A 13,125-nucleotide genomic window follows, 5' to 3' on the forward strand; every position below is an offset into this window, starting at 1 on the left:
TGGTGGCTTGCTCAATAACAACTAGGCATGAGACTTTTGAAATCTTCACAAGTGTCATTTACCTGGCCAGTTGGCAACGGCCGTTGCCAAAGCATCGTCTCCCGCCAAATTAGCAAAATAGCTATGTAGATCGCCTTTGAGCCAGGCCAAATCATCTAGCGCCGCGTCGGCCTCGGCATCCGTGAGTAGGTTGCGGACTTGCAGGAAGCGTAGCCAGATGGGCAACAGGGTGAAGAGGGCGGCAGCGGCATACGGCCGTACCGGATCATAGTTGAGCAGCTTGGCCAAGAACCGCTGTAAACTCTCTTTGTCTGGTGCCAGTGGATGAAAACCGGCAGGTGGTTTGGGGATGGGGCGACCTTGCCGCATCAGATCGCTTATATTCTGGCGGGGATTAAGCTGCCCGGTGCGCCGTTCCACAAAGTAGGTGGGCAGTAAGTGGCGGATGAGGTTGGTACGGCCGTAGGCAACCTTCTCTTCTTTGTAGGCAAAAGCCAAAAATTCAATCATTAGCACAGCCATGTTTTGGGGCGGATGTTCTGTGAGGTGGGCCAGTTGCCACTGGTATTGCGTGTAGCCACGAAGATGAGCTAAGTAGCGGTTCAGCTCGTCTGCATCTATGGGCACAATAGATTGCAGCGCGTTTACCAGTTCTGACGGGGCATTTTCACGCTCTGGCGAATCACTTTCCAAAAATTGGAAGATGAGCGTGTCCATGAGCAGGGCAGCAATGGTTTGCTGCTGCCATTCGCTGGGATTGTCACTGGTCTGCAATTGCGTGTAGCCATTTTGGAGGAGCTGGATAAGCGAGACCAACTGGTTGTGGTAGCTGAGCATGTCGGTGGTGTGTTGGAAAACGGCCGTTTGCGCCACCATCTTGCCCATCTCAGCCAACGCTGCCTGCCGCGCTGCCTCATCCATTGCCTCAAATTCTTGCCATGAAATCAATTTACTCATAACTCAAACCCTCCCCCTTGTCTTGCTGAACGGAGTGAAGCATCCCAGCCAACCTTCAATGACAAACAACTTTGCCAAGCACAGTTTCATTTTTCTTTTGTTGAGCGGGATTCTTCCCTTTGGTCAGAATCACAATTGTTGCCTACTTCGCAATGCGCCAGCAGCGGTGAACTTTGTCGTTGCGAAAATCCTCCGGAATGGTTTGCGGCGTGAGTTCCTGGGCCGCAAAACCATGCGGCAGGGCAGTCTTGGTCAGCTTGAAGCCACGCGAGTTGGTGCTAAAAATCAGCGTGCCGCCGCTGGCTAGTCGCGCCAAACAGGCGCGAATCAGCTCTGGATGATCCCGCTCCACCGCAAACGAACTGCGTGCCATCCGCTTGGAATTGCTAAAGGTAGGCGGATCGCACACAATCAAGTCGTAGCTGCGCTGGTCATCTACCAAAAATTCCCAACAGTCCTGAGCAATGACCCGATTTTGCTTGCCCGCACGGAAGCCATTGTGCTGCAAATTCCGCTCTGCCCAGGCACAATAATTTTTGCTCAAATCCACGGTGGTGGTGGTCTTTGCACCACCCGCTGCGGCGTACACGGTGAACGAACCGGTGTAGGCAAACAGATTCAGCACGCGCTGGCTCGTTGCCTCATCCCGCACCATGGCTCGCGTTTGCCGATGGTCTAAAAAGAGGCCGGTGTCTAGATAATCGCTTAGATTGACCTCGAACTTAAGCCCATGTTCCTGCACCAGCCGCACGTGGCCTTTTTCGCCAAATCGTTCATATTGTTGCTGGAGGCCACGCTGCCGAGAACGAGTCTTCACGAAAATCTGGCGCGGCGATAAATTGAGCGCCTCTTGAACCTGGTTAAGAGCGTCATCATGCCACGCTTCATCATCGTCATTGGGGCGCATATACAGCCAGACCACTGCCTCACCATCGTACCAATCCACGATGAGAGGAAATTCGGGAATGTCTCGCTCGTAGAGGCGGTAACAGCTAATATCGTGACGTTTAGCCCACTTGCGCAGATGGCGCATACGCTTTTGCAGGCGATTGGTTAACATGGCGGACATACGGTTTCCTTTGTTTTAAAAGCAAGAACACAGAGTTGCGCAGAGAAGGTATTGAAATTCACCGAGAAGAGAGAGAAAAATCTGCCCGAATCTGCGAAATCTGCGGGTAAGTTCCTGAGTATAGCAAAAGGTGGTGGAATGGCAGAGTTGATTTTGGCGTGTGATTTTGGCGGGACGAAGCTGTCGGCAGCAGTGGTGGAGGCTGACGCATTGGTTGATCCTCAGGCAACGTGGCGCGGCCATTTGCGTCGCTTTTCGCCGTCCGGTGCTTCAGCGCAGACAGACATTGAGACGATGTTGGTAATGGCGCGAGAGTTGTTGGGGAGTGAACGGCCGTCCCACATTGGTATTAGCTTCGGCGGCCCGGTAGATTACAAAGCTGGTGTCGTGCGCTTGAGTCACCACGTGCCCGGTTGGCAAAACGTGCCCATCCGTCAGCTTTTTACGGATGCTTTCCTGTCGCCTGTGGAAGTAGACAACGATGCGAACGTAGCTGCGTTGGGGGAGTGGCACTTCGGCGCGGGGCGCGGCGTGGCCGATTTGCTGTACGTGACGGTGAGTACGGGGGTGGGCGGCGGCTGGATTTTGGGCGGACGGCCGTACCGGGGAGCAACTGGCATGGCGGGGGAAATTGGGCATACGGTGGTGGATCCCAGCGGGCCGCTTTGCCTCTGTGGCAAGCGGGGTTGCGTAGAGCGGCTGGCTTCTGGCCCGTATATGGCGCAAGATGTAGCTGAAGCACGTGGTTTGCCTTTGGCACAGGTGTCGGGTAAGTTGGTGGCGGAATGGGCAGAGGCTGGAGAAGAAACGGCCGTTGCTATTCTGGAACGGGGTGCAAAAAGTTTGGGCATTGGCCTGGGCAACGCAGCCAACTTGCTCAACCCCAGCCGCACCGTGCTGGGGGGCGGCGTTACCAAATCTGGCGAACGTTGGTGGCAACTGGTGTGTCAAACTGCCAAAGAGACAGCTTTGCCTGAAGTGCAGTTCGACATCGTGCCAGCACAACTTGGCGATGATGCACCACTTTGGGGCGCAGTTGCCCTGGCGTTGCTCTAAATTGTGACCAAATGGGTCAAAATCCTTCTAACCGTTAACCCTTTACAATTAATTCACCTAATGTGCAACTTTCATTTTGCCAGAGAGGATTTGGCATCCTCAGATGCCAACGGTCGCATTTGAGAATGCTCCCTCCTCTGGATGCAGTGTAAAAGTTGCACATTGCATTTAATTCTTAACCATTGAGGACGGTGCTATGTTTGACAAGCTATTTGATAAATTTGACGATATTGATATGAAAAAGGTGGTGGAAGTTGTAAACCTGGTTTGGAATAACCGGGAAAAATTCATTGACCTAGTAGAAAATCTGCCGACGTTGCTAGATGACACTGGCAGCAGCATCGAATCGGCTGGAAGCAGTGCCGTGAAAGCCAGCGCCTTTTTGTCTGGCGATAAGAAAGGGTCGCCTAGCGCAGGCGAGGTATCTGAGCTGGCGGCCAATGCGCTGGATCGCTGTCAGGATGAGCTGGCGGAAGCGGCCAAAATTATGGCCAGCTTGGGCAAGCAGCTAGATGCGGTGCGTATCCCCAGCGTTAAGCCAAAATATATTGAAGTATTGGGCAGCAAAGTAGTTGGCGGTATTGAATTTGGCGAAGAAGGCATTTTAGACAATGCTGCCGGCAAGCTCAGCGATGGCTCGTCCCGTTTAAAGCAGATTGGGGTTGATTTGCGGCTCGTTTCCAAAAATTTACGGGAGTTGGGCGGCGCACTCACAGAAACGGGCAAAGATTTGAACAATGTGGGTCTGCAACTCAAAGAGAGCGGCGGCACCTTGCGCTCATTGTCCAAATTTAAAAAGTAGATGGAGAAATATGCTGTATTTTCGGGACGGGGGGATTTTCTGTTGGGGTGAGCAGTCACAGGGTGGCGCGTACATTTTGCGAATGCAGGTAAATGTGCCGTTGCAAGTGCAGTTCGGCCGTTTTTTGCAAGGTCAGCCTATAGAGGTTCCCATCGGAGTGTACTTGTACGTTGGGTCGGCGATGGCGCAAAAGGGAGCCACCTCGCTAGCGCGACGGCTGCTGCGTCACGCCAGCCGGAGCGATAGCCAAAATCCACATCCCATTAGGCGGCAAATATTGGCCGTTTTTCCAAAAATTGGATTGGGGCCGACGCCGCTGTATCCGCCAACAGGCAAAAAGCTGCGCTGGCATGTGGATTTTTTGCTGGATGAGGTGGCAATGGACTTAACGGCCGTTTACATCATCCGGGCAGAAAAGCGGAACAAAGAGGAAGGCAGAGAGAAAAAACCCGCGCAGTCCGTGGCCAGATTTAATAATCGCTATTTGGAAACGGCCGTTGCTCACTACCTCCTCACATTGTCTGAGATCACCCCGCTTGTTCCTGGCCTGGGCAGCACAGATGATCCTGGTGGAACCCATTTGCTAAAGGTAACGGCCGTTCCGGATTGGTGGCAAAATTTCCCGGAAGAACTCACCAACTTTTTGCGAGAGATTGAGCTATGATGCGCCGCCACCTGCTTTGGCTACTGCTGTTGGGTGGCCTGCTTGCTTGTGCCACACCGCCACCGGTAGCTACACCCTCTCCGCTAGCTGAAATTGCACCTTCTGGCCAGCCAACTGCGGGGGCAACGGTCGTTCTCCCCACCGCAACGCAACCTATTCCTACCCAAGAACCAACGCCTGTGCCCACCACCGTACCGCTACCCATGTGGGACAACCCGCTTGATGTTGAGATGCAGGAAACGGCCGTAGCCCACAACGCAGCTTTTCGCCAACTGTTGCCCAATAACAGCGGCCTTTGGCAATTTGAACCCGGCAGCTTCTGGCACCCAATTGCGCTGGAAATGAACGCTAACACCGCCTTTTTGCTCGATGGTGGACGGGTGCTACGACTCGATTTGATAGACGGCATACCGCCCCAGCCGCTGCTCCAGCCAGGCGATTTTGTAGAGGGCTTGCTGGTACAAGAGCCCATTGATCTGGCTTTGGTTGGAGGAGCTTTGCTGGTGCTGGATCGGACCGGCGATTTGTATGCGTACGATTTGGCGATCGGCGTTTGGCAGCTTGAGCGATACGAGCGGGAAATTGGCGAGACGTCTAGCCATTACTTTGTTGCATTGGGCTACGATACGGCAGGCAGCGGCCAGCGGCTGCGGTTGGAAACAAGCTACCGCTACGCCCAATACTTTTTCCCCGACGGCCGTCAGCGACTGTGGTCGTTGCCAGAAGAGGTGTTGCCAGTGGATGTGAGCGGCGTAGGTAACAAGATTTATACGCTGTGGCGTAACCCGGACCGCACCGCCACCATTGCCCTTTTCCAAGAGACGGCTCGTTTAACCAGCTTTACCCCCACCATCACCATCATCCAGCCACGCCAGATTGTAGCCACAAAAACGGCCGTCTACGTCCTAGACATGGCGGGTCGGCGATTACTCAGCTTACAGCCAGAGACGGGCGCAATGCAGGCTGTGTTTCAATTGCCTGGCGTAAGTACCTTTGCGGCCAACGCAGTGGGTGACACGCTGCTTTTGGCGGGACGCGACCAGCTTTTCTTTTGGCAGCAGCCGGAAAACAATCGCCTGGTAACAGGTGGTCACATCCTGCCTGCGCCGCAGCCGCACGATACGGCCGTCTGGCATACCAATCTCACTTATGCCTGGCCCGTCACTGGCAATCACGACGATCTGACGCTGCGCGATCTGCAAATGCCAGGTGCGCCGCGCCATTATCGGCTGGGCATCCATGAAGGGATTGACTTTTACTGGGCCAACGGCACGCCGGTGCACGCAGCGGTGCCTGGCACAGTCATTCGCGCCACGTTAGATTATGAACGGCCGTCTGAAAGAGCTTTTAACCTTCGCCGCGCCGAGAATCTAGAACTGGGCTACACCGCACCAGATAATTTGGATTTTTACCGAGGAATGCAAATCTGGATTTTGCAGGAGGATGGCTTTGTGGCCCGGTACGTGCACCTGAGTGGCATTGCGGCGGACATTGAGGAGGGAACGGCCGTAGCCGCTGGGCAGCAAATCGGTCTTATTGGGAATACTGGCTCCCCTGCTTCCATTAACAGCGAAACCGAGGATGCTCACTTACACTTTGAGCTATGGCTTGATAATATTGACATTTACCTAGGCCAATATTTGCGCCCAATTGAAACCCGTGAACTTTTAGAAAATCTGTTTTCGCCCTGAAACCTGTCTGTAACCGCTGAAATTCTTACAAAATCTAAAAATTCTTCAACAGATTGACAAAATTTGCTATACTTAAATCTGTCTTTGCAAAACCCTTGAAGTAAACAAACTGTATAAGTGAAAACAAGAATAGGCTTTGAATGCAGAAGGTGATGATTCTCCCGTTTTCACTGAGTAAATCACAATTTCACGACTCAGCTAACATCAGCCCCCTTTTGTGATTTGCAAATTTGTGGGACAAAACGATACGTGCAGTCAATCAGCTATCTAAATCTCAATTTATACCCCTGCTTTTGGGTTCTTGGTTTTCAACCTGAAGGCAGTTGATTTGTACCAAGCCTGGGCAGGCGGCAATTTGCGGCCAATGTCCAGGTTTTTTTGTTGCAAAACGCAGTTAATTAATAGGAGGTGCTCATCGAAATTTCCCCACAATAGTTGCCACGCATGGAAGTAATAGCTCGTTATTCTTAAGTTAGGAGGAAGTTATGCTAACATTATTCAAAAGGCGCAAACTTGGCTTTTTATTGGTTCTGATCAGTTTAGGTCTCATTGTGATGGCCTCTGCTGCTTCAGCTAATGAGGCAACGCCAACGGCCGTTGGCAATGCCCGCGCCAAAATTCACCCCAATCTATTGGCAGATATTGATGCTGCTCTGGCTGGGGCAGCTCAGCCTAATGGGCCAGCACTTGCGGCGCGCGGCGCAGCTACAAACAGCAGTGAATTGCAGTTTGTGGCTCGGATTACTGCCGGTGCAGACCTCAGCAATTACGCTTCGCAATGGTTTGCCCGTCCCTTCGCTGATCCGTTGGGCACAACGGTGGCTGCCGGGTTTGCCTCACCGACAGCTATCCTCAAAATGGCTGCCGATCCAGATGTGATCACCTTGCGTCGTTCCGAATCCCTGGTAGACGTTCCGCAGCCGCTAGACCCCGATATTGAATCTAACCTCAATAGCAACGTCACACCTGCGCTGAACTTATCTGGCGAAGCCAGCCCTGGCCCAGCCCCAGAAGGCTGGTACGGTACGACGGGTGCGGTTCATGGCTCGCAAGATGCATGGGCCAAGGGCTACACGGGTGCAGGCGTCCGCTACATGTCTAACGACTCTGGCGCGGATTATTGCCATCCTGACTTGCACGGCACCTGGGCTTATATCGACGATGCCTCATCGCCCTACTACGGCTTGCCGCAGATGTTTGATTCGGTTTCTAGCTACTACGCAGCTTTCGATTACTTCGTTGGCACGACGTTGATTTCTGGCGGCTTGGCTGATTATGCTGACACGTCCGCAACGGCAGCGGGCGATTTTAGCTTTGCGCCCATCGGTGCTGCCGAATCACATAATTACACTGTGACCGGAACCAGCCTGAGTGGTGAATATCATTATGGCTCTCATCCTGATAAGGCGTTGGCTGCGGTTGCCGATATTCTGAGTGGGGCGTTTGGGGACGCAACGGCCGTTTCGGGTGAACGGGCAGCGGTACTGGTCGTCGATGAAAATGAAGCTGGCGTTTACGATACCGTATATGTAGACATCAACTACAACTACGACTTCAGCGATGATACACCGGCTCGCCTCACCCGCGACTTCAGCAACCAGGAAGCTGCCTGCCTCGATTATGACTTCGACGGCCTGAATGACGTTTCTGGTGGCCTCGTTTACTTTATTGCCGATGGCGAAACGGCCGTGCCTACCCTCGATTGGTATTGGGGTGTACCCGGTTCCGCTTACGGCAATGGTGATTTGGTTGCCTTCCACGTGCAAGACTTCACCGAAGGCGGTGGCACACACGGAATGGGTACCACCTCTGTCGCTGTGGGCCAAGGCATTGTTGCTGGCTCCGTAAATTGGGGTGCTGGCGGTTCGCCAATCGCTGGTTTCCAAGGCTTGGTTGTAGGCCCCGGAAAAGATGTTGCCTCTACCCAAAATGGTGACTTCTACCTGACACCATTTGTAGAAGATGCCTATGTATTTGCGGGCCTTGGCTATGATGGCATTTCAGGAACCAGTGATGATGTTCAAATTGTGAGCAACTCTTGGGGGTACAGCGGCACCGACAATGACGGTTTCGATACGGACTCCCGTCTGATTGACATTGTGAATCGTTCCTTTGCGCCAAACACTGCGCTCTTGTTCTCTACAGGGAACGGTGCGGCTGGCTACGGCACGTCTGCGCCGCCATCCCCAGCCAGCGGCATTTCTGTAGGTGCTTCAACTCTCTATGGAACCATTGGCCTCTTTGAAGCGATTGCCTCAGCCGATCAAATTGTTGGCGGCGACGTTATCTCCTGGTCCAATCGCGGCCCTGGTGCCCGGAATGCAACCGGGGTAGATGTTGTGGCTACCGGTGCTTTTGGTACGGGGTCTCTCTCACTAAACGGCGTCTTGTGGGGTGCTATTGCCACCGATAACTTTGGGGGTACCTCTATGGCTGCACCCGTTGCGGCGGGTAATCTCGCGCTAATGTATCAGGCTTGGTACGATCAGTTCGGGCAATGGCCTACCTTCGAGCAGGCACGCACGATGATTATGAACTCGGCAACAAATACTGAGCATGATGTATGGTCTCAGGGTGCTGGTTTGGTCAATGCGGATTTGGGTACAGATTTGGCGGGTGGCTATGGCGGTTTGTATGTCTCCCCAGCTAGCTGGTCTGCAGGCGATTATCGCGGTGTGGAATATGGCGCGTTTGCCCATATCATGCAACCTGGTGACCGAGACACCCAATCCTTCACCGTGACAAACGTAAGTGACCATCGTATGACTGTACGCATCACCACAGAAACGCACGTTCAGATTGGTTCTGACGATTTGTCGTTCACTTCGCTGGATCAATCTCTGGATCACGGTTCATTCACGACGCCAGACTACGCCTTCCGTGTCGATCCCTATATTCCGGCGGGTACCGATTTGATGATGGCGCGCTTAACGAAGCCGCACAATCAGTTTGACCCGAACGAAGATTTGTTTGAGCCATTTAATAATTGGCGCGTTCACATCCAAGATTGGACTGATTTGGATGGCGATGGTTACTTGTGGGAGGATGCCAATGGGAATGGCAAGGTAGACATTGGTGAAGTGGACACCGGTGAACATATTCGCTTCACCTATGGTTATAACGCAGGTCCGACACAGCAGGCCCGTGTGGCCAACCCGCTGGAGCGGATGACAGACGGTATCTTTGTCACCTTGCGTCATCGGGATCAGGTAACTGAAGTGCCGCAGACTGATTTGGGTCTGGAAGTTTCTTACTGGAAGCTGCAAAACTGGCAGTGGGCGCGGCCAACGCGCAGCGCGTTCAGCTTGGCTCCCGGCCAGACGCGCAGTTTTAATGTGACGCTGAGCGTACCACCTAATACCCCGTACGGTATGTATCAAGGTTCCGTTAATTTGAACTTTGGTGGCGAAGAGGTTGTTCTTCCGGTGACGGTTGCCGTGGCTGCCTCTGGTACCTCGTTTAATTTCGGTCAGGCAAATGCGCCAGACGGCCGTTCTGCTGCCATTCTCGATGTGCCCATGTTGTACGACAACGACACCGTTTTTGGCTACACCGATTACACCTGGCGGGCTGAGTCTGGCGATTGGCGCTTCTTCTGGACCGATGTGGACGGGGATGAATTGCCAGCCAATGGCACGTCTTACCTGGTGGTAGACAACAGTTGGCATGGTGCTGGTACAGACATCGACACCATCATCCTGGGGCCAACGGAAGATTGCCTAAGCAATGGTGTTGATTGTGATGGCTTGCTGAGTGGCTACCCCGGCTCTGCTTTCTACGGCCCATACACCTTGTCTGAGGTGGGTCGCAGCAACTATGGCTACATTGGCAGCGGCCGTTGGCTGTTCGACACATCTACCGGTGGCCCGCGTGAAATTGTGGCGGCACCAGTGCAGGATGGTTTGCACGGCATCTTCTTCCACCAAGTTCGGGTAGACGGTAACAGCCTGGACGAACCGTTCGGTGGAACCGTGGGTCTGGTAAATCTTGATCCTGGTGCTATTGTCTCGTCCGCGGCGGCAGGGCCTGGTTCCACCAGCCTCACCATCAGCAGTGAGCTAGATATGGGTGGCTTTGTGGCACAAGGCTTTGGCTTGGGTGGTCCTGTTACCTCCACGGAAGACATCTTGCAGGATGATCCCAACGATCCTTCTACGGCGTCCTTTGTGACAACGGTTGATATTGCCAATGGCGCGTTGCTGGAGGTTTCAACCTGCTGCACCGCTGGCTCGGATATTGACCTATTCGTCTACGACCCATCCGGTGCGTTGGTCGCTTCTTCAACAACATCAACCGATGTTGAAAACGTCGCCATCTTCTTCCCTGAAGACGGCGCGTACACGGTCGCTGTGCATGGCTGGAGCGTTCCCAGCGGGTCCGACACCTTTGAGCTGACGATTAATGCGGTTCAAGGGACCGATTTGTCGGTGAGCAATCTGCCATCCTCCATTCCGGCAGGTGGCTCGGCCACGATTGACGTGAACTGGGATACCACCGGCTTCGCTTCTGGCACTTACTCTGGCCTAATTCTGATGGGGCCAGCGGAAGCACCTGGGTTGTTGCAGGTTCCGGTGGAGATTACGGTGCCGTAGTGGATAATTGAGTAATTTGGTAACTGGGTAATTTGTATTAAATTGCCCGATTTGGAGGCCAGAGCGCATGAATAAATGCGCTCTGGCTTTTTTGTTTGCCAAAGCAAAAGGGCGAAGCGTATGCGAGGAAATTGAATGGTTTGTCTTAGTTGTGTGCCAAACGCTTCGCCCCTACTATAATCCGCACGATGGATAGAAAAACACAGCGTCTTCAACTTTTGCAGCAACAGCAGGCTCGTTTGGCTCGTCGTTTGGTAGATTTGCAGAAGCAGAGTGACGGTTTGTCTCGTTGGCGGCTGATGTTGTTTGTGGGGGCTTTTCTGCTGGGTGGGGCAGCATTTTTACAGTGGGGGCCGGTGGTGTGGTTGGTGAGCACGGCCGTTCTGCTCATCCCCTTCATCATTACAGTCATCACCCACAGGCGGGTGGAGACGGCCGTCACCCGCCTCATCCTCTGGCAACAATTGAAGCAGTCCCAGATTGCACGCATGAATTTGGCGTGGGATGGGATTCCTGCTGCCCAAAATCATCCCGTCCCGGCAGAGCATCCCTTCGCGGTGGACATTGATTTGGTGGGTGAATTTTCGGTGCATCGTTTGTTGGATACGGCCGTTTCCCGTGAAGGTAGCGAACGATTGCACCAATGGCTTTTGGAAACAAAGCTAGAAAAAGAGCAGGTGCTGGCACGGCAGCAGTTAGTGCAGGAATTGGCTTCACAAACAGTCTTCCGTGAGCGGCTGTGGCTGCAAGCGAACCTGGCTATTGAGGATGATGACGAGCAATGGGCGGGGCAGGCATTGCTGGACTGGCTGCAAAAAGAGGCGGGTGGGGGTTCATTACGGCCGTTGCTCATCGGCTTGTCTGTGTTGGCCGTGGTGAACTGGCTGCTTTTTGCGGGAACCCAATTTTGGGGTTGGCCGCCGCTGTGGCTTGGCTCCATTTTGCTATACGGGGTGTTGTTCATCACGCTGGGGTATCAGCGGGCAGAAACCTTGTTTAGCGACGTGATGTTCCTGACGGATCGACTGCGAGTGCTGAATGGCGTGTTCGCTTTTTTGGAAGGATGGCAGTTTGGCAAAATGCCCCACACGGCCCAACTGTGTACTCCTTTTTTGGTGGCGGAGGAACGGCCGTCTACCCACATCCAAAACGTGCAGCGTGTCGTCACGGGGGTTGGTTTGCGCCTAAATTGGCTGCTGGGCCTTGTGCTAAACACACTTGTGCCCTGGGATATCTATTTTGCCTACCGGTTGGATCAATGCCGTGCCGATTTGGCAGTCCGGTTGCCCCGCTGGCTAGACATCTGGTTTGAGTTGGAAGCTGCCAGCAGTTTGGCCGCCTTTGCCTGGCTAAATCCGGGCGAATGCACCTGGCCCTCGCTGGAAGATGCACCATCGCCAGAAATAGCGGCAACCAGTTTGGGGCATCCGCTCATCGCCAGCCCGCACCGAGTTTGCAATGATTTGCACCTGGATGCCCAACAATCCATTTATCTGATTACCGGTTCTAACATGGCTGGGAAAAGCTCCTTTTTACGCACGATTGGGGTCAATCTGGCGTTGGCTTACGCAGGTGGACCGGTGGTGGCGCAATCGTTCCGGGCTAGTTGGCTGCGCCTGTTTGCCACCATTCGCGTAGCAGATTCGCTCAATGATGGCTTCTCTTTTTTCTATGCGGAAGTGAGGCGTCTGTCTCAGTTACTCACTGCGCTGAATGATAAAGGAGAACGGCCGTTGCTCTTCCTAATAGACGAAATTTTTCGAGGAACCAACAACCGTGAGCGGCTGATTGGCAGTCGTGCTTACATTGAAGCGTTGGTACAGGGCAATGGCTTAGGGGCAATCGCCACCCACGATTTGGAGCTGGTGCAGCTAGCTGAGGCCGCTGCAAAGCTAACCAATGTCCATTTTCGGGATGATGTGGTAGACGGCCGTATGGTATTCGATTACAGGCTGCATCCCGGCCCATGCCCTACCACCAACGCCCTCAAGATTATGGCTTTGGCGGGCCTGCCCGTGCCGACTTTGAACGATAATCGTTAATCTCCTGAACACTGAATAATGATGACTGTTTACCAACTCTTCACCCAATTCATCCCCGAATTTCACAAGGCGATACCCATTTCATGGGTATACTGCTGTTGTGTTCTGCAAAACTCCTGATGTGAAAATCACAGCAGCAAATCATAAAAATGGCATAAACAAGTAATGCACTTTGTAAGTATACGGCCGTAGGCTGCAAGACGATGGCAATCATTGTCTCTTGCCGTTCATCATTCCCAAAACAACGCGGCG

Annotated in this window: 8 protein-coding genes; 6 read left to right on the top strand and 2 right to left on the bottom strand. The window is 53.4% G+C overall.

What is annotated here, in order from left to right:
- Nucleotides 1–54: 54 nt before the first annotated feature.
- Both ACOQPU_RS26020 and ACOQPU_RS26025 read right to left on the bottom strand, forming a co-directional pair.
- A complete protein-coding gene (locus ACOQPU_RS26020) occupies nt 55–957 on the bottom strand; it encodes a hypothetical protein (RefSeq protein ID WP_420642739.1) in 903 nt (300 codons plus the stop codon).
- A gap of 142 nt (nt 958–1,099) precedes the next feature.
- Entirely contained in the window at nt 1,100–2,026 is a 927-nt protein-coding gene (locus ACOQPU_RS26025; protein WP_420642740.1) for a class I SAM-dependent methyltransferase, read from the bottom strand.
- Between the two features lie 138 nt (nt 2,027–2,164).
- Here ACOQPU_RS26025 and ACOQPU_RS26030 point away from each other — a divergent pair, with 138 nt between their 5' ends.
- From ACOQPU_RS26030 to ACOQPU_RS26055, 6 genes are all read left to right on the top strand, one after another.
- Nucleotides 2,165–3,082: an ROK family protein gene (locus ACOQPU_RS26030; protein WP_420642741.1), complete on the top strand. Its 918-nt coding sequence runs from the start codon at nt 2,165–2,167 to the stop codon at nt 3,080–3,082.
- A 196-nt stretch (nt 3,083–3,278) separates the two neighbouring features.
- A complete protein-coding gene (locus ACOQPU_RS26035; RefSeq protein ID WP_420642742.1) occupies nt 3,279–3,884 on the top strand; it encodes a hypothetical protein in 606 nt (201 codons plus the stop codon).
- A 10-nt stretch (nt 3,885–3,894) separates the two neighbouring features.
- On the top strand, nt 3,895–4,548 hold the full coding sequence (locus ACOQPU_RS26040) for a GIY-YIG nuclease family protein (RefSeq protein ID WP_420642743.1): 654 nt from the start codon (nt 3,895–3,897) through the stop codon (nt 4,546–4,548).
- Nucleotides 4,545–6,239, top strand: coding sequence for a peptidoglycan DD-metalloendopeptidase family protein (locus ACOQPU_RS26045; RefSeq protein ID WP_420642744.1), 1,695 nt, complete (start codon nt 4,545–4,547; stop codon nt 6,237–6,239). The genes ACOQPU_RS26040 and ACOQPU_RS26045 overlap by 4 nt, the downstream gene beginning before the upstream one ends.
- Before the next feature lie 485 nt (nt 6,240–6,724).
- Nucleotides 6,725–10,831, top strand: a complete 4,107-nt coding sequence (locus ACOQPU_RS26050) for a S8 family serine peptidase (RefSeq protein ID WP_420642745.1) — start codon at nt 6,725–6,727, stop codon at nt 10,829–10,831.
- Between the two features lie 188 nt (nt 10,832–11,019).
- Nucleotides 11,020–12,873, top strand: a complete 1,854-nt coding sequence (locus ACOQPU_RS26055; protein ID WP_420642746.1) for a MutS-related protein — start codon at nt 11,020–11,022, stop codon at nt 12,871–12,873.
- The last annotated feature ends 252 nt before the right edge of the window (nt 12,874–13,125 follow it).

Origin of the sequence: Candidatus Leptofilum sp., from assembly GCF_965223285.1 — a bacterium.
GTDB lineage: Bacteria > Chloroflexota > Anaerolineae > Promineifilales > Promineifilaceae > Leptofilum.